Origin of the sequence: Collinsella sp. AM41-2BH, assembly GCF_003468085.1 — a bacterium.
GTDB lineage: Bacteria > Actinomycetota > Coriobacteriia > Coriobacteriales > Coriobacteriaceae > Collinsella.
In genome coordinates this window covers 69,546-86,658 of record NZ_QSGH01000009.1, presented here as the reverse complement: position 1 = coordinate 86,658, position 17,113 = coordinate 69,546, and the positions used below count along the sequence as shown (strand labels likewise).

Annotated in this window: 14 protein-coding genes, 1 other RNA gene and 1 pseudogene; 11 read left to right on the top strand and 5 right to left on the bottom strand. The window is 59.0% G+C overall.

Translation table 11 applies throughout. The features are described 5' to 3' along the window. Positions 1 to 163 precede the first annotated feature (163 nt). Positions 164 to 631 (bottom strand): ribose 5-phosphate isomerase B, encoded by a 468-nt coding sequence (gene rpiB, locus DW899_RS06195; RefSeq protein ID WP_117800340.1) that lies wholly within the window; start codon positions 629 to 631, stop codon positions 164 to 166. Positions 632 to 901: 270 nt separating this feature from the next. On the opposite strand from rpiB, the gene DW899_RS06190 reads away from it, so the two are divergent. The 4 genes from DW899_RS06190 (at position 902) to DW899_RS06175 (ending at position 5,801) form a co-directional block, all read left to right on the top strand. After that, positions 902 to 2,224, top strand: coding sequence for a serine dehydratase subunit alpha family protein (locus DW899_RS06190; protein WP_117800339.1), 1,323 nt, complete (start codon positions 902 to 904; stop codon positions 2,222 to 2,224). Between the two features lie 369 nt (positions 2,225 to 2,593). Beyond that, positions 2,594 to 3,532 (top strand): sugar phosphate isomerase/epimerase, encoded by a 939-nt coding sequence (locus DW899_RS06185; RefSeq protein WP_117800338.1) that lies wholly within the window; start codon positions 2,594 to 2,596, stop codon positions 3,530 to 3,532. Positions 3,533 to 3,539: 7 nt separating this feature from the next. After that, positions 3,540 to 4,913, top strand: coding sequence for a PTS transporter subunit EIIC (locus tag DW899_RS06180; RefSeq protein ID WP_117800337.1), 1,374 nt, complete (start codon positions 3,540 to 3,542; stop codon positions 4,911 to 4,913). A gap of 150 nt (positions 4,914 to 5,063) precedes the next feature. Further along, positions 5,064 to 5,801 (top strand): DeoR/GlpR family DNA-binding transcription regulator, encoded by a 738-nt coding sequence (locus tag DW899_RS06175; protein WP_117800336.1) that lies wholly within the window; start codon positions 5,064 to 5,066, stop codon positions 5,799 to 5,801. Between the two features lie 97 nt (positions 5,802 to 5,898). Here DW899_RS06175 and DW899_RS06170 read toward each other — a convergent pair whose 3' ends face one another. Continuing rightward, positions 5,899 to 6,657, bottom strand: coding sequence for an HAD family hydrolase (locus DW899_RS06170; RefSeq protein ID WP_117800335.1), 759 nt, complete (start codon positions 6,655 to 6,657; stop codon positions 5,899 to 5,901). 317 nt (positions 6,658 to 6,974) lie between these two features. On the opposite strand from DW899_RS06170, the gene rpsA reads away from it, so the two are divergent. The 3 genes from rpsA to DW899_RS06155 all read left to right on the top strand — a co-directional run bounded on the left by rpsA (position 6,975) and on the right by DW899_RS06155 (position 9,693). Then, on the top strand, positions 6,975 to 8,141 hold the full coding sequence (gene rpsA / locus DW899_RS06165; protein ID WP_022095232.1) for a 30S ribosomal protein S1: 1,167 nt from the start codon (positions 6,975 to 6,977) through the stop codon (positions 8,139 to 8,141). A 324-nt stretch (positions 8,142 to 8,465) separates the two neighbouring features. Next, positions 8,466 to 8,827, top strand: an RNA gene (rnpB, locus tag DW899_RS06160) — RNase P RNA component class A. 227 nt (positions 8,828 to 9,054) lie between these two features. Then, entirely contained in the window at positions 9,055 to 9,693 is a 639-nt protein-coding gene (locus DW899_RS06155) for a YigZ family protein (RefSeq protein ID WP_199570280.1), read from the top strand. Between the two features lie 67 nt (positions 9,694 to 9,760). Here DW899_RS06155 and DW899_RS06150 read toward each other — a convergent pair whose 3' ends face one another. Further along, positions 9,761 to 10,279 carry a C-GCAxxG-C-C family protein gene (locus DW899_RS06150; protein WP_117800333.1) on the bottom strand — a complete coding sequence of 173 codons (519 nt, stop codon included), beginning with the start codon at positions 10,277 to 10,279 and terminating at the stop codon, positions 9,761 to 9,763. Between the two features lie 158 nt (positions 10,280 to 10,437). On the opposite strand from DW899_RS06150, the gene DW899_RS06145 reads away from it, so the two are divergent. From DW899_RS06145 to DW899_RS06130, 4 genes and pseudogenes are all read left to right on the top strand, one after another. Further along, positions 10,438 to 11,721 (top strand): O-acetylhomoserine aminocarboxypropyltransferase/cysteine synthase family protein, encoded by a 1,284-nt coding sequence (locus tag DW899_RS06145; RefSeq protein ID WP_117800332.1) that lies wholly within the window; start codon positions 10,438 to 10,440, stop codon positions 11,719 to 11,721. Positions 11,722 to 11,862: 141 nt separating this feature from the next. Then, a complete protein-coding gene (locus tag DW899_RS06140) occupies positions 11,863 to 13,167 on the top strand; it encodes an MFS transporter (protein ID WP_117800331.1) in 1,305 nt (434 codons plus the stop codon). 159 nt (positions 13,168 to 13,326) lie between these two features. Continuing rightward, the gene (locus DW899_RS06135) at positions 13,327 to 13,905 is read left to right on the top strand and encodes a xanthine phosphoribosyltransferase (protein ID WP_022095227.1); all 579 of its coding nucleotides are present in this window, start codon (positions 13,327 to 13,329) and stop codon (positions 13,903 to 13,905) included. Between the two features lie 151 nt (positions 13,906 to 14,056). Next, positions 14,057 to 14,365 (top strand): annotated as a pseudogene (locus tag DW899_RS06130) (peptide chain release factor-like protein); the annotation flags it as partial. Between the two features lie 86 nt (positions 14,366 to 14,451). On the opposite strand, the gene DW899_RS06125 reads toward DW899_RS06130, so the two are convergent. Together DW899_RS06125 and DW899_RS06120 are read right to left on the bottom strand one after the other, a co-directional pair. Continuing rightward, positions 14,452 to 15,414, bottom strand: a complete 963-nt coding sequence (locus DW899_RS06125; protein WP_117800330.1) for a diacylglycerol kinase family protein — start codon at positions 15,412 to 15,414, stop codon at positions 14,452 to 14,454. Positions 15,415 to 15,501: 87 nt separating this feature from the next. Next, on the bottom strand, positions 15,502 to 16,923 hold the full coding sequence (locus tag DW899_RS06120; RefSeq protein ID WP_199570279.1) for a chloride channel protein: 1,422 nt from the start codon (positions 16,921 to 16,923) through the stop codon (positions 15,502 to 15,504). Positions 16,924 to 17,113 lie beyond the last annotated feature (190 nt).

Genomic DNA, 17,113 nt, shown 5'->3' with positions numbered 1-17,113 from the left:
CCTTAAAGCTGTTAGCGTGTGGCTTGGGCGCCGCGGAATTCCAACCGCGGTGCCCTTTTATTCCGGTAGATTTTTGGTAAACGCATAGAAAACTACTAAAGAGCCCCCGTCCGGATGTTTCTTCCGGGCGGGGGCTGGCGCTAGCGTATGGCTTTGTAAGTCTTTAGGCCTCGTCGACAATCTTTAGTCCGCGGGTCTGGTCGATCTCGTTGAGGAGATTGACGCGACGCTCGTGGCGGCCGCCCTCAAACTCGGCGTCGAGCCATTCGTCGACAATCATCTTGGCGAGCTCGGAGCCAACGACGCGGGCGCCAAAGGCCAGCACGTTGGTGTTGTTGTGCATACGGGAGAGCTTGGCGCTGAAGGGCTCGGAGCACACGACGGCGCGTACGCCCTCGACCTTGTTGGCAGCCAGGCTAATCCCGACGCCGGTACCGCAGATCAGGATACCCAGGTCGACGTCACCGTTGGCCACGGCCTTGCCCACCCTGTAACCGGCGATGGGGTAGTCGAAGCTCTCGGAGGTGTCGGTGCCATAGTTCACGACCTCGCAGCCGCGCTCCTTCAGGTGCTCGGAAATGATGTTCTTGAGCTCGACGGCGGCGTGGTCGTTACCGATACCGATCTTCATGAGTGGTTCCTCTCTGGTCCGTGCGGCGGAATTGCTAAAGGTTTTACCGCGTTCGACTGCATGATAACGCGACTTTTGTGTAAACGCTCGGGCGTTTTTTGGTCAAACGCTTTAGCATGCAACAAGACCTGCTTTTCATGAATGAATGCCGCCAGTTTGTGCTTGAGCGCCGTCCGCCGGAACCATGGTTGCGGTTTTTGATGCATTGTTATCAAATAAAAGGGCTAATTATTTCGAGAGCCCAGCCCGTTATGCAAGCAGGAGATACCTATGCCTACCGATTCCATCCGTGATGCCGCGTTTTGCGATGTTTTGAACCGCGAGCTTGTCTGTGCACTCGGCTGCACCGAGCCCATTGCCGTTGCCTATGCAGCGGCGCTGGCGAGCCAGACGCTCGGTTGCGAACCCGATCATATGGATGTTGCCTGCTCGGGCAACATTATCAAGAACGTTAAGAGCGTGACCGTGCCCAACTCGGGCGGTATGCACGGTATTGAGGCCGCGGCCGTGCTGGGTGCCGTGGGCGGCGACGCTAAGAGCGCGCTTGAGGTGCTCGAGAGCGTTAACGATGAAGACCGCGCTCGTGTGGCCGAGCTCCTCGCCGACGCTGGCTACTGCGATGTGTCGCTTGTCGAGGGTGTGCCCAACCTCTACATCAAGGTGACTGCCACGGCTGGTGGCCATACCGCGGTCGTCGAGATTACCGATCACCACACCAATGTCACGTGCCATACGCTCGACGGTATTCCGGTATGCGGCAAGTCGGCGGGGGAGTGTGCCGCCTGCGCCGAGCGCGTGGTGGCCGAGCGGGCGGCGGATAAGGCCGACACACCCATGTCGATCGAGTCCATCATCGACTTTATCGAGGCCGGCGACATTGAGGATGCCCGCGCGGCCGTCGAGCGTCAGATTGAGCTGAACGGCGCGATCAGTGCCGAGGGCCTCGCGCACGCTTGGGGCGCCGAGGTGGGCCGTACGCTGCTGGGCGCTCGTGCCGATGACGTCGCCTGCCGTGCGCGTGCGCGTGCGGCCGCCGGCTCCGATGCCCGTATGAACGGCTGCGCGCTGCCGGTCGCCATTGTGTGCGGCTCGGGCAACCAGGGCATTACCTGCGCGCTGCCCGTCATGGAATATGCCGACTACCTGCGCTGCGACCACGAGCGTCTGGTGCGCGCCGTGATACTGTCCGACCTTATTGCCGTGCACATCAAGAGCTATATTGGTGCGCTCTCGGCGTTTTGCGGTGCTATTTGCGCTGCGTGTGGTGCCGGCGCTGCGATTACCTGGCTGTGCGGCGGCACGCGCGAGCAGATCGGTGCGACGGTCTCCAATACGCTCGGCAACGTGGGCGGCATCGTGTGCGATGGCGCCAAGGCAAGTTGCGCCGCCAAGATTTCGGCTGCTGTCGATGCAGCGATTCTGGGCCACGATATGGCCATGCAGGGCCGCGGCTTCCGTGCCGGCGAGGGCCTGATCCAGGATACGGTGGAGGAGACGATTGCCAGCATGGGCTATGTGGGCCGTGTAGGCATGAAGGATACCGACGTCGAGATCCTCAACATCATGATCGGCAAGACCGTCGTCGATTGCTAGGGGCTCCGGATCACTGCATCTTGCTGTTAAAGTCGTCGCTCTTGTGGCCGTAAAGCACCTGCCTGCATAGTGGGCAGGTGCATTTCTTTGCCGGCAAACGGTTAATAATTGTCGGTAAACGGTAGTTAGAATCAGGAATAGTCATTTAGTTTCAACTAGTGTCAGATGTTTGCATCAACTAAAAGTGCAGGTAAAAGACGGTGTCCTGTTCATTTACTTTGAAAAACTATGAATACATATGAAAAACTATGATTGCGAATGAGAATTACTTGCAATAGACTGTAGTTACGGAAGGGGCACCTGCCCAAACGCGCGCAACGGTCGGGGCTTTCCGTTTGAACGTTTCCTTACAGGAAAGGCAGCTCAGCGATGAAATTCGCAACCCGCATCAACTCCTACTACCGAACCGGTGAGAAGAACATCGACCGCGTCTTCGACCAGTTCCAGCACGTCGGCCTCACCCATGTGGACCTTAATTACCCTGAGCACGTGGTGGACATCTCCGCCGAGGAGATGAAGGCCAAGCTCGACGCGCACGACCTCAAGCTCAACGGCACTGCTCTTCGCTTTCGCAACGACTTTATCAATGGCGACCTGGGCAATCAGGATCCCGCACTCGCTGGGGAGGCGCTTAAGCTCTGCTATGAGGCCTGTGATTACTGTCGCACCTGCGGCGGCGATACCGTGACGATCTGGCTCGGTCATGACGGCTTTGACTACAGCTTCCAGATCGACTACACCCTCGTGTTTGACAACCTCGTTAAGGCGTTCCAGGCGGTTTGCGACTATGCGCCCGATCTGCATATCTCCATCGAGTACAAGCCCTATGAGGAGCGCAGCTACGCCTATATCGATACGATGGGCCTCACCGGCATGATCCTCAACGCGGTGGACCGCGAGAATCTTGGCGTTACGCTCGATTACTGTCACATGCTCATGAAGCACGAGAACCCCGCGATGGCTACCGATATCTTCGGTCGTGCCGGCAAGCTCTACGGCATTCACCTCAACGATGGCTACGGCGTGATGGACGACGGACTCATGATCGGCATGGCTACGCCTGTCAAGACGCTCGAAATGCTCTTCTATCTCAAGAAATACGCCTTTGACCACGCTATCTACTTCGATACGTTCCCAATTATCGAGGATGCGGAAGGGGAGTGCGCTCATAACCTCGCTATGATGAAGCTTATGAATGACTCCTTGGAAAGTGTGGGCCAGGAAAAGATACAGTCCGTGATTGATGCAAACGATGCACTTGCAGCGGCCGCGCTCGTGCGCGAGCTCTTCTGCGCTATGGGGAGGTAATCATTCTATGAAACGTGATTGGGAAGCTACTGCCGAGGGCATTCTTGCCGCCGTGGGCGGCCCCGAGAACATCTCGGGCATGACGCACTGCGCCACTCGTCTTCGCCTGAACCTGCGCGACGATTCCAAGTGTGACGATGCGGCCGTTAAGGAAGTCGACGGCGTGGTCAACACCGTCAACTCAGCCGGCCAGTACCAAGTGCTGATTGGCACCGAGGTACCCAAGCTCTATGAGAAGTTCGAGCCGCTTGTCAAGGGCTCGGGCGCCGAGGTCTCCACGAGCGCTTCCTCCGATGAGGGCATCGTCTCCAGGATTTTCTCCGCCATCTCGGGTGTCTTTGCTCCGTTGCTGCCCGCCATGGCCGGCTCCGGTATCCTCCGCGGCTTGCTGATTCTTGCGGTTCAGCTTGGTCTTATCACCGAGGGCACGGGTACCTACACCATCCTCTACACCCTCTCGATGAGTGTGTTCTACTTCCTGCCGGTGCTTCTAGGCTTCTCCTCGGGCAAACGCTTCGGTGCGAGCCCGTACCTTTCGGCCCTGATCTGCGCCTGCTTGCTCTATCCCGATTTTATCGGCTTGATGGGCGATGCGGGCAACGGCGCCATGAGCGAGTTCTTCGGCATTCCTGTGGTGCTCATGAGCTACAACTCCACCGTTATCCCGGCCATCATCGCCATCTGGGTCTACTCGTTCCTCTATAAGTTCCTGGATGAACATGTGCCCGAGACCCTCAAGCTCGTCGTGCTTCCCGCGGTCTCGCTGATAATCATGGTCCCCGCCACCATGCTCGTGATCGGTCCTTTGGGTGTCTATGCCGGCGAGGGCATCGCTTTCGTGGTCAACTGGCTCATCGCCCGCTCCAACGTGCTTGCTGGCATCCTGGTGGGCGGCGGCTGGTCCGTGCTCGTCTCGATGGGTATCCACTGGGCAGTCAACCCCATCATGATTAACAACATCGCCTCCAATGGCTTCGACTACATTTGCCCGGCCACCTTTGCCTGCAACTTCGCTGTTATCGGCTGCGCCCTCGGCGTCTTCCTCAAGGCCCGCGATCAGAAGCTCAAGAGCTTTGCCATGACCGGTGCCGTGACCATCTGCCTCTCTGCCATCATCGAGCCCACGCTCTTTGGCATGCTTGTCAAGAACAAGAAGCTCTTCTTGGCTCAGATCATCGGCGGTGCCTGCGGCGGCGCGTTCCTCGGCCTTTTCAAGGTCGTCACCACGGCCTTTGTCTTTGGCTCCGTCACTACGTTCCCGGCCTTCGTCTCCTCCGATCCGATGAACTTCGCTTTCGCCATGATCGGCATGGTTATCTCGGCTGTTGTCGCCGGCGTACTCGGCTACATCTTCACCGACAAGGACGATCAGCTCGCCTAGTCTTGCTTTGGGGCTACGAGTCATGAGCCCAAGGCTAAGACCGACTTCCATCTAATAAGGGGTCGCTGCTTATATCGCAGCGGCCCTTTTTGCTTTTGTTTGGCTTGATTAGGTTAAACTTTGAAAATAGATGAAAAGGAAGGAACGCCGATGATTCCGTATGAGCGCCATGAACTGATTCTTAATAAGCTTAAGGAGGCTGACCTGCTCAAGATAGATGAGCTCGCGGCCTTTATGCCCGATGTGTCGATGTCTACGCTGCGCCGCGACCTCAAGGAGCTCGAGAAGCGGGGGAGCATCGAGTATCTGACCGGCGGTGCGGTCAAACTGCATTCTGCAGCTCGCGAGGTGAGTGTCTTTGAAAAGGGCGCGCAGCGGAGTAGCGAGAAGGACCTGATCGCGCGTCGTGCGGCAGCGGAGGTCGAGGACGGTGAGACGGTCTATGTCGACTCCGGTACCACCGCGACGGCGCTCCTGAGTCTGCTCGTCGACAAACCAGTGACTATCTACACCACCAACGGCTACGCATGTAGGTTTACGGGCGACCTCGCTGCCAAGGTGGTGGTTATTGGCGGCGACTTTAATCCCGTTACCTGCTCGCTGACCGGGCCAATGGTGGAGAACGCGTTGCGTGAGCTGTACTTTGACCGGGCGTTTATAGGCGTCAACGCGGTGGACGAGGATCGTGGCATCATGACGCCTGGTTATCCCGAGGCTATCAAAAAGCGCATTGTGATGCGGAATTCCCAAGCGAGTTATGTACTCGCCGATAGCTCCAAGTTCCATGTGTTTTCAAATGTAAAGGTGTGCGACCTGGAGGGCTTTACTGTTATCTCCGACAAGCGCGACGCCAAAATCGGCGAGCGTGTCAAGATGATTACGGCCTAGGACGCCGGGGCATCGCATCCTGTCCTCAAGTCGTTGCCTACGTAAGGAAGCATGCGGCAAACGTACCTGACCTTTTGTCTCATTCCAGATTTGTGGACTAGCTTAGTTCGTCGGCTACTTGGTGTTCGTAGAAGGCTTCTACTACGGCGTTAAAGTCGCGGGCGAAGCCTTCCATGGTTCCGCGCCAGGTGACTCGGTTGGGCTTGCCCTGGCCTACATAGGCAGTCTGAATGCCGCAGGCGGGGCTAGGGAAGTCGCGTTTGGGATCGTTGCCCACCATAAGGACCTCGTGCGGTTCGAGCCCCATCACCTGAAGCTGCTCTAGATAGTAGGTGGAATCGGGTTTGCAACGGGTGGCGTTTCCCATGTGCGTGACGAGCTCAAAGGGGGCGTCGGCCAGGTCGCCCCAACCCATGCGACACTCGATGGCGCCTTGGGGAAAGCTGGGGTTTGTAAAGAGCGCGCAGCGCAGGCCCGCGTTCTGTACCGCCTGAAGCGCGGCGTGTGCACCCGGCATGGCGTGGGCGTTGATGACGTCGTCATTCTTGTACGGCAGGACTTCGCGATCGTAGTAGGTAAACGCCTCGTAGATGAGTGGGTCCGAGAGGCAGATGCCGCACCGGCGCTCAACCTCTTCTTGGTAGAACTCAAGATTGGTGCGATTATCCGTACCGCTTCGACGATTGGCGTTGAGGTCGACCAGAATCGTGCCCAGGCGCGCCATCGTGCCACCGCGGCTGCGTCGCCCGATATCCGCGAGCATCGACGAGACATCCTTAAAATACCGAAGGATGAACGCGTTGAGGTTAATGCTAAGAAGCGTTTCGTCCATATCGAAAACGACTGCTTTGAGCACGCGGGCACCTTTCTCGAAAAATCGTTCCAGAATCGTATGTCTGGGATACTTTACCCCAAAGGCGTATGGGCAAACTGCTTATCGTCAAGTTGTGGAGACACCTGTCCATAAGATTACGAAAAAAGTTTCCACACGAGTAAAAAAACGCAGTTCACGCTTGAAATCGAACCCATTTCCCCGTAACCTATACGAACGTGATTGCATAAGCGTCACATTAGTATCTGTCGGCTCCCGAGTGTTCCTAAACGTTGTGTGCTTGTCGCACCCTTCTGTAGGTCCTAGCAATCGGGGCCCCGTAGTTCGAAAGGGGTCCACCTTTGAGTGAGATTCAGAACTCGTCCATTTTCTCTCTTGACGATGTCAACGAGGAGGAGATGAACAACCTCATCGACGGTACGATTACCGACTTTGATGAGGGCGATCTCGTTAACGGCACTGTCGTTAAGATCGAGCATGACGAGGTGCTCGTTGACATCGGATTCAAGTCCGAGGGCGTTATCCCGGTCCGCGAGCTGTCCATCCGTAAGGACGCTAACCCTGCAGACATCGTTGCACTTGGTGATCCCATCGAGGCCCTGGTTCTCCAGAAGGAGGACAAGGACGGTCGTCTGGTCCTGTCCAAGAAGCGTGCCGAGTACGAGCGTGCTTGGAACCGCATCGAGGAGAAGTTCAACTCCGGCGAGAACGTCGAGGGCGAGGTTATCGAGGTTGTCAAGGGCGGTCTGATCCTCGACATCGGCCTGCGTGGCTTCCTGCCCGCTTCCCTCGTCGATCTCCGTCGTGTCAAGGACCTCACCTCCTACATGGGCACCCGCATCGAGGCCCGCGTCATCGAGATGGACCGCAACCGCAACAACGTCGTCCTCTCCCGTCGCGTCGTGCTCGAGGAGTCTCGTAAGGCCGAGCGCTCCGAGATCCTGTCCAAGCTCAAGTCTGGCATGCGTCTCCAGGGCACCGTTTCCTCCATCGTCGACTTTGGCGCCTTCGTCGACCTCGGCGGTATCGACGGCCTCATCCACATCTCCGAGCTCTCCTGGAACCACGTCAACCATCCTTCCGAGGTTGTCAAGGTCGGCCAGGAGGTCGAGGTCGAGGTTCTCGACGTCGATCTCAACCGCGAGCGCATCTCCCTGGGTCTCAAGCAGACCACCGAGGATCCGTGGCGCGCACTGGTCAAGAAGTACCCCGTCGGCGCTATCGTCGAGGGCACTGTGACCAAGCTTGTCCCGTTCGGCGCTTTCGTCGACCTGGGCGAGGGCATCGAGGGCCTGGTGCACATCTCCGAGATGGCCAACAAGCACGTCGACCAGCCTTCTCAGGTCACCCATGTGGGCGACAAGGTTCAGGTCAAGGTCATGGAGATCGACCTCGACCGTCGTCGTATCTCCCTGTCCATGAAGTCTGCTGCTGAGACTCTGGGCGTCGAGATCGAGGTTACCCCGCTGCCTTCCGAGAAGAAGGACGAGGAGACCGACGCCGAGTAATTCGGTTTGACGATCACTTGTTTTAAGGGATCCGTCCGTAATGGACGGGTCCCTTTTTGCATTTGGCGCCGAGATGCGCAATGCTGCCGGGCTGTCCACAGGCTATTGGATTGTCGGTGCATGAAAAAAAGCCGACATCCCGCCTCGGGGAGGAGGCGGGAACACACCGAGTAGACGGAGGGGTGCGGAGCGCGGTCGCGTCTCGACTGACGACGTTGCCCATCGACAGGACCATTGTAGCGCATGGCGGTTCTTGGTTTATCGTGTCGAGCGTTTGCGTTGTGCCATTGCCTGCGGTAACGGTGTGCTACACTCTTGCACTGCTGAGTGGGCCAGACGGTCGCGCGATGTGCTGCTTGCGGTACGCGTGAGGAAAGTCCGGGCTCCAGAGGGCGGGATGCCGGCTAACGGCCGGGCGGAGTGATCCGACGGAAAGCGCCGCAGAAAAGAAGACTCCCACCTGCGCCGCAAGGCGTAAAGGGAAAAGCTGAAACGGTGGTGTAAGAGACCACCAGCGTCGTGGCAACACGGCGGCTTGGCAAGCCCCATCCGGAGCAAGCGCGAATAGGAACGCTATGGGCCGGCCCGGTCCGCGTTCGGGTAGCGTGCGTGGAGCTGCATGGTAACGTGCAGACAAGATAAATGACCGTTCACGACAGAACCCGGCTTACAGGCTCACTCAGCTTTCTTGTTGACGCTGCGACGACGTCAGCTGGCCGATTTGGCGCTCATTCGTCGGTCGCCGCCATAAGGCGTGCTCCCTCCTCTTTCGGGCCAAATCGACTCAGCTGACGCCGTCTCGCTGTTGTTTCCTGGTCATCGGCGTTGCTGTTCTTTTTACCGGGGTTATTGGTACGGCCTTTGCCGTATTATTGAGGCTGTTTGTTGCCGCGCATTATTCTGTTGAGGGGCTTTGTTGGACAGCTATTTTACTCTGCAATTGAATATTGAGGCTTCGGGCGAGTTTGTGGACCGCAAGAGCCGGTTTATTGCCCAGTTGATCCATATTGAGTCCGAGGACGAGGCGAATGCCTTTATCGAGATGGTTCGCAAGCGTCATTATGACGCTCGGCATAATGTGCCCGCGTGGATTTTGGTCGATGGACGCGAGCGCCAGAGCGATGATGGCGAGCCAAGCCGCACGAGCGGAATGCCGACGCTCGAGGTGCTGCGCGGTGCGGGACTTAAAAACGTATGCTGCGTTGTGACGCGCTATTTTGGTGGCACGCTGTTAGGGCCTGGTGGCTTGGTGCGCGCCTATACCGCGGCGACTCAGGCGGCGGTGGCAGCTGCTCGGGAGGCCGGTCAGATCGTTGAGATGACAAGTGTCGTGCCGGTTGACGTGTATGTTGCCTATCCGCAGTATGAGCAGGTGCTTCGTTTGGCGCAGGATTGTGGTGCCAAGGTTTTGGATACCGATTACGCGGATGCCGTGACGATTCATTTGGTGTTTAAGGCGGGGGAGCAGGAGCCGTTTTGCGTTAAGATGCGCGAGCTTATGGCGGGGCGCGAGGAGATTGAGGTCGGCGCTCCCGAATTTGCCGAGTTCTAACGACGACGGCCGGCGTGCTTTTGGATGAATCCCAAGCGCGCCGGCCGTCGTTTTATGTTGTCGCCGTTTACTCGGCGAGCTGCTTTAGCACATCGCAGGCGATGTCGACGGCGTCGTCGATGCAGCCGGGGCAGCTGCGGAGCGGACCCTGGTCCGAGCCGATGCCCTTGAGCGTGCCGCAGACGGTCGTGGTGTTCTTCTCGCCAAAGCGCTTGGCAATCTCGCGCGACAGCTTGTAGGTCTGGCCCTTGGTCTTGGGGTTCTCCATGCCGTCACTCATCACAAAGCCCATTACGGCCACGGCGCCCGAGATGGCGCCGCAGGTCTCGGTCATACCGCCCATGCCGGCGCCAAAGCCCTCGGTGAGGGTAAAGGCGACCTGGGGGTCGAGCCCGACAGCGGGCGCGAGCGTGCAGGCGACGGCCTGGGCGCAGTTAAAGCCACGGGCGTGGTATTCGGCAGCCTGAGCCTGACAGGCGGTGATGTCGAGCTGGGCCGTATCGATTTGCTTCATCGTTGTCTCCTTGGTTACGGTGTACCCGCCTATGGTACCCGTGACGGGGCATGTAATCATCGAGAGCTTCATGTATGCCTCGTTTTTATCTATCGAGCAAATGCCCAAGGCTTGAGATAAATACCTCTGATCAATTTGTCCCTTAACCTACCTTGGGGATGGGTTGAGAGGGGTGCAGGGTAGCGGTATCGTGAACCGAAGAAAACGTAACCCAGGCAAGGGAGCTAGATATGAGCGAGCAGACCATCGGAACTACATGTGTTCAGGGCGGCTATCATCCGGGCGATGCGGAGCCGCGCCAGGTGCCCATCTACCAGTCCACCACGTGGAAATACGACACGTCCGAGCACATGGGCAAGCTGTTTGACCTGGAGGAGTCGGGCTACTTCTACAGCCGTCTGCAGAATCCCACGTGCGATCTGGTTGCCGCCAAGATCTGCGAGATGGAGGGCGGCACCGCTGCGATGCTCACGAGTTCGGGCATGGCCGCGAACTTCCTCGCGATCTTTAACGTGGCCGGTGCCGGTGATCACGTGGTCGCGAGCTCTGCTATCTACGGCGGTACGTATAACCTGCTCGCCCACACCATGGGCCGCATGGGCGTGGCTTGCACGTTTGTCGCCCCCGACTGCACCGATGAGGAGCTGGAGGCAGCCTTTGAGCCCAATACCAAGCTCGTCTTTGGCGAGACGATTGCCAACCCCGCCCTTGCCGTGCTCGATATTGAGCGCTTTGCCAAGGCCGCGCATGACCACGGCGTGCCGCTGATGGTCGACAACACCTTCCCGACGCCCGTGATGTGCCGTCCCTTTGAGTGGGGCGCCGACATCGTCACGCACTCTACCACCAAGTACATGGATGGGCATGCGGCCTACCTGGGTGGCGTGATCGTCGACCACGGCCAGTTTGACTGGATGGCCCATGCAGACAAGTTCCCGGGTCTCACCACGCCCGACGAGAGCTATCACGGCGTGACCTATGCCGAGAAGTTCGGTCGCGAGGGTGCCTTCATTACCAAGGCAACCGCTCAGCTCATGCGCGACCTCGGCCCCATGCAGAACCCGCAGGCGGCGTTCTTCTTGAACAGCTCGCTCGAGAGCCTGCATGTGCGTATGCCGCGTCATTGTGAGAACGGCCTGGCCGTTGCCAAGTTCCTGCAGAGCCATCCCAAGGTGCGCTTTGTGAGCTATCCGGGCCTGGAGGGCGATAAGTACTATGACCTGGCTCAGAAGTACATGCCCAACGGCACGTGCGGTGTCGTGAGCTTTGGCTTTAACGGTGGTCGCGCGGCGGCCGAGACCTTTATGAAGAGCCTCAAGCTCGCCCAGATCGCCACGCATGTGGCCGACGCCCGCACTTGCTGCCTGCATCCCGCTAACGCCACGCACCGCCAGATGAACGATGAGGAGCTCATCGCCTGTGGCATTTCCGCCGACATGGTGCGCCTGTCGTGCGGCCTCGAGGACACGGCCGATCTGATTGCCGACCTTGAGCAGGCGCTCGAGCAGTGCTAGGCTAGCTCCGTACAAGGTGCCGATGCTGGCAGAAAGCTTCGGTGACCTTTTGTTCCGATTCCGTAGGCGGGGCCCCAATCGCGTCTGTTTGCAGGCGATTGGGGCCCCGTTTTTTGCATTGGGCCACTCGAAAGGATGGATATGGAGAAAACCGCAGAGCAGCTGCGCCGCGAGCACATTGCCCTAGAGGGCGATACTCATGGCAAGAACAAATGGGCGATTCTGTTTACCGTGCTCATCATGACGTTTATGTCGTGTCTGGATTCGACCGTCGTGACCGTGGCACTGCCCGTGATGCAAAAGGAGCTGGGCGTGGGCCTCGACCGCATTCAGCTGGTGAGCTCGGTGTATCTGCTTGCGACGTGCGTGGCCATGTTGCCGTTTGGTCGTTTGGGCGACGTGCGCGGCAAGGTGGGCGTGTTCCAGCTGGGCGTCATTGTCTTTACGCTCGGCTCGTTGCTGTGCGGCCTTTCGGGTTCTCTCGAAGTTCTTATTCTGGCACGCATTGTGCAGGGCGTCGGTTGCGCGGCGGCCATGGCCAACAACATGGGCATCATCACCGAGTCGTTTCCGGCGCGCGAGCGCGGTCGTGCCATGGGTATTCTCGCGACCTTCGTGGCCCTCGGCATGATGTGTGGCCCCGTGCTCGGCGGCATGCTGGTGGCAAGCTTTCCCTGGGAGAGCATCTTCCTCATCAACCTGCCCATTGGCGTCATCTCGTTTATTGTGGGGCTCTATACGCTACCGCATGTTAAGCCGGAAGCCGGCGAGCGCCCCATGTCCCTGTTTGAGGCTGCTCGTCGCTGCTTTGCAAATTCGGCCTTTACCATCAACCTTGCCTGCATGCTCATCGTGTTCGTTGGTATTGGCGCATCCGAGTTTATCCTGCCGTTCTATTTTCAGGACGCCCACGGCTTTGGTTCTGACATTTCCGGATTGCTTTTTTTGGCGCTGCCGATGGTGAATGCCTTTATCGGCCCGCTTTCGGGTACGGTTTCGGACCGTGTCGGCTGCGAGGGCCCCACGGCGGTCGGCCTGGGCGTGTATGTATGCGGTCTCTTTGTGGTAAGCACGCTCGACGAGCACTCTTCCATCCCTGTGATCGTGTGCTGCGTCGCGTTTATGTCGTGTGGTACGTCGATTTTCCAGAGTCCCAATAACTCGCTGTATATGGGCTCGGCTCCGCGCGAAGCGCTCGGCTTTGCGGGCAGCCTGGGCAGCCTGGCGCGCTATGCGGGTATGGCAGTGGGCATTACGGCGGCGTCGCATATCCTGTATGGGCAGATGAGCGTGGCGATGGGCGAGGCCGTGACCAGTTTTGTCGCAGGTCGTCCGGATGTGTTCCTGTTTGGTTTCCGTTCGGTGTTCTATGTGTTGATGGCTGTGGCGGCAGTGGGCTTTGCGCTCGCCATGGTGCGTTTGGTGAAGATGCGCGCCCGTCATTAGCGTGTTGGGAGGCTGTCTGCCACGAACGGGCCTATCTACTGGTCTTGCGGCTTTATGGTGCGATGCGGCTTGTGGGACGGGCGGGGGTCGGTCCGTGGTAGACTATCGAACAACGTTTATTAATCGCGCGGTATCGTTGCCGCGAGAAGGGGTTGCGCCATGCAGGAGCTTGAGGATCGTATTCGCCATGACGGCATCGTAAAGGCCGGTAACGTCCTTAAGGTTGATGCCTTCCTCAACCACCAATGCGACGTTGAGCTGTTCGACCACATGGGCGCCGAGTGGGCCCGTCTGTTCGAGGGTGTCGAGATCAACAAGATCCTGACGATTGAGGCTTCGGGCATTGGCATGGCATGCATCGCGGCTCAGCATTTTGGCGGCGTGCCGGTGGTCTTTGCCAAGAAGGCACAGTCCATCAACCTCGACGGCGAGCAGTATGCCACGACCATCTATTCCTTTACCAAGCAAAAGGAGTACCCGGTCATCGTTGGCAAGCGTTTCCTGTCCGAGGGCGACAAGGTCCTGATCATCGACGACTTCTTGGCCAACGGCTGCGCGCTCGAGGGTCTTATCAAGATCTGCGAGGCTGCGGGTGCCGAGGTGTCCGGCATCGGCATTGCCGTGGAGAAGGGCTTCCAGGGCGGCGGCGATAAGCTCCGCGAGCGCGGCTTCCGCGTCGAGAGCCTGGCTCGTATCGCCGATATGGACTGCGAGACCGGCGAGATCACCTTCGCCTAAGTGCGAACACAAGCGGTTGGTATGCGATGTGACAAAGGGACTTTCCCTTTGTCACATTTTTTGTATGGGGGGTGTTGATATGGATGAGAACAAGATGGGATGGCGCGAGTATACGCGCTATGCCGAGATGTCGGTCGAGGAGTTGGCACGCGACTGCGAGGTTCAGGTGTTTCGTGCGACGGGCCCGGGTGGCCAGGGTGTGAACACGACAGACTCTGCGGTGCGCATGAAACATGGGCCCACGGGAATTGTCGTGGCGGCGCGCGAGAGCCGTAGTCAGTTTCAGAATCGTGCGAGCTGTCTGCGCAAGCTGAGGGCAGAGCTTGAGCGTCGTGGCCGTCCGCCGCGCCGTCGCGTCAAGACCAAAGTGCCACAGCGATCGCGCCAGCGCAGGCTCAATGACAAGCACTTCAACGCCATTAAAAAGGCCAACCGTCGCAAGCCGGGGAGCGACGAATAGCTTCCTTATAAGTTGCGGTGAAATAGGGACTGTTTTGCGGCTTTAGCTGCATAAACAGTCCCTATTTCACCGCAACTTAGGGATGGCTAGTGGGTGGGGTGCCAGACGAGGAGGGCGCCGGCGAGGATGTCGACCTCGATGCGCGAGGCGACGATGGGCTCGCCGTCGGCCTGGATGGGGTAGTCGGGCTTCTCAAAGGTAAGCTCGACATGGCGACAGCGGCGCATGCGAACCGGTGGCAGCTTGGTGTGGTGGCCGTCCTTGGCCGAAAGGAACATGGGTAGGGCAACCGCGCGAGGGACGGGGCCGCAGGCGTAGCAGACGTCGAGTATGCCGTCGCAGGGGTCGGCATCGGGGCAGATGCGATAGCCCGAGCCATACGTGGGGCCCAGCTGAATCGCCATGATAATCGCCCTCACGCGCTCGGCGGGCGTGCCGTCAAAGCTGGCTGTCATGGGGTAGTTGCGATAGCGCAGACCAAACTGCTCAAGTCCCGAGAGGGTGTAGAGAGGAGCGCCCGTCAAGCCGGTCTTTTTGCGCAGTTCGGTGGTGCCAAGGCCGATGGCAGCGTCGATGCCGACCGAGAGCGTCTGGTCGTAGTACTCAACGGTAGCCTCGCCGCTGCCGCTCGCAGGGCTCCACGAGCGAATCCGCCCGATGTCCTGACGCTGCAGCTCGCAGGTGAGCAGCGCGCCAAAATCCTTGCCGGAGAAATCTTCGATACCGAGCGTTTGGGCAAAATCGTTGCCGGAGCCCACGGGCAGGACGGCAAGAGCGGGGCGGGCGTCCTCCTTTTGCGTCATAAGCCCGTTGACGACCTCGTGGATCACGCCGTCGCCGCCGAGTGCGATAACGGTGCGATAGCCCTGAGCCTGTGCGGCAAGCTCCTTGGCGTGTCCCATGTGCTCGGTTAGCACCAGGTCAAACTGGGATGCGCGCGCGGTCATATCCAAAAAGCGCTGCAGGCGCTCGGCAACTTCGCGCGCCGCACCCGACTGGGCGGCTGGGTTGGCGATGATGAGCGTGCGACCAAAATCAGTTGCGTGCATGGGGCGACTCCCGGCGTATGACGTGACGGTGCGGTCGCGCTCAGGTCTAATTGCCCCCGATTGTGGCTGCACGGCGAATATTAACGTCTACTCTATCAGGTCGTTGTGGCGCTCGATAGCATCCGCTACCGTGCCGCCCTCATCCACAATAAGCGAACGGCGTTTAGGCGAGACAATGCGCTGGGCGGGGTACACGCCGCGGTGTCCGCCGGTTAGGTAGCTGATAAAGGCCACGATGACAAAGAACCCGGCGGCCGTGCCGTGGAACAGGTCGATGGCCATCATGCAGGTGGTGATGGGCACGTTGAGGCCGGCGCAGAACACGCCGAGCATGCCGAGAGCCGCCAGAAAACTGGGGTCAAGCCCGGTAAGGCAACCGATCCAGCCACCGAGTGCCGCACCGATGCCAAACAGGGGCGTGACCTCGCCGCCTTGGAAGCCCGCGCCCAGGGTAAGCGCTGTGACGACCAACTTGATGGCTGCGTCCGCCAGGGTGGTGTTGCCTGCAAATCCGGCGCCGGAAAGCCACGTGGAAAGGCCGGCGTAGTCCCAGGCGTCGAGGAGGGCATAGGCGGCCAAAACCACGAGTGCGCCTATGAGTGCGCGGACGAGGTAATTGGTGATAAAGCGACCGTACAGGCTTTTGACGGTTCGAACCGACCAGGCAAAGAGGCGTGCCGTCAGGCCGAAGATAATTGCGCTGATAACAACGATGACAACCGTCCGTGGTGTCATGTTGGGAACGCTGGCGATGACATTCGCCTCGTACTCGGTTCCCAAGGCAAGCGACGTAAAGTAGCCGGTAAACGAGGCGACCAGGCAGTAGATGCCCGCGGTGTAGTCGATCTTTCCGATAAAGCACATCTCCATGCCAAAGAAAGCTCCGGCAAGGGGCGAACCGAATACGGCGCCAAAGGCCGACGAGATGCCGGCGAGCATGAGGTCGTGGTGGTCATGCTTTTTGAGGTGGGCGAGGCTCGAGATGTTGCTGGCGATGGTGCCGCCAATCTGCACCGCGGCTCCCTCGCGACCGGCCGATCCGCCCGTTAGGTGCGTGAGCGTAGAGCAGACGAAGGTGAGGACGGCCATGCGCATATGGATGAGGCGTGTGCCCAGAGCGGAGTCGATGACCAGGTTGTTGCCTCGTTTGGCAGCAAGGCCGTGGTTTTTGTACACCCATGCGGTGGCAATGCCCACAACGGGAAGCAATGCGTAGACCCACGCGTGGTGCTCGCGATAGTCGGTCGCGATATTCAGCGAGGCCAAAAACGCCCAAGCGGCAACGCCCATGGCGAGCGAGGCGATGACGACGAGCACGAGCAACTTGGCGCTCGCGAGTAGGTTGCGGGCGTTGCGGCGCGTGTCGGCAGCCAAGAGATGCTCGGAGCGGGTGAGCTGTTGCCTGCCTGCCATGATGACGTCATTAAGGGAGAAAAGGCCGCCGTCGTCGAGCGGCTGGGAATGATCCTGCGCCTCGTTTGCGCTTTCGGGTTTGTCGGTAAAAGCCATACGTTCCTCTTTTGGGTTGCAACACGAGCATTATAAAACGCGGTAAACGCGACGAGCCGGTGGGTTGGTTTCCATTCTGTTTCGCGGCTTGCAACCGACAGGTGTATTTGCGGGTACAGGCCGAGTCGCGGTCGTGCGTCGGGGGGATTATACTGAGACAAGCATAAAGAATCGGCGCTCCTGTTGTGCG

Coding starts and splice junctions, on each gene's coding strand:
- DW899_RS06185 (WP_117800338.1), top strand. CDS start 2,594: ATGAAATTCGCAACCCGCATCAACTCCTACTACCGAACCGGTGAGAAG.
- DW899_RS06120 (WP_199570279.1), bottom strand. CDS start 16,923: ATGGCTTTTACCGACAAACCCGAAAGCGCAAACGAGGCGCAGGATCAT.
- DW899_RS06135 (WP_022095227.1), top strand. CDS start 13,327: ATGCAGGAGCTTGAGGATCGTATTCGCCATGACGGCATCGTAAAGGCC.
- DW899_RS06180 (WP_117800337.1), top strand. CDS start 3,540: ATGAAACGTGATTGGGAAGCTACTGCCGAGGGCATTCTTGCCGCCGTG.
- rpiB (WP_117800340.1), bottom strand. CDS start 631: ATGAAGATCGGTATCGGTAACGACCACGCCGCCGTCGAGCTCAAGAAC.
- DW899_RS06150 (WP_117800333.1), bottom strand. CDS start 10,279: ATGAAGCTCTCGATGATTACATGCCCCGTCACGGGTACCATAGGCGGG.
- DW899_RS06140 (WP_117800331.1), top strand. CDS start 11,863: ATGGAGAAAACCGCAGAGCAGCTGCGCCGCGAGCACATTGCCCTAGAG.
- DW899_RS06175 (WP_117800336.1), top strand. CDS start 5,064: ATGATTCCGTATGAGCGCCATGAACTGATTCTTAATAAGCTTAAGGAG.
- DW899_RS06190 (WP_117800339.1), top strand. CDS start 902: ATGCCTACCGATTCCATCCGTGATGCCGCGTTTTGCGATGTTTTGAAC.
- DW899_RS06125 (WP_117800330.1), bottom strand. CDS start 15,414: ATGCACGCAACTGATTTTGGTCGCACGCTCATCATCGCCAACCCAGCC.
- DW899_RS06145 (WP_117800332.1), top strand. CDS start 10,438: ATGAGCGAGCAGACCATCGGAACTACATGTGTTCAGGGCGGCTATCAT.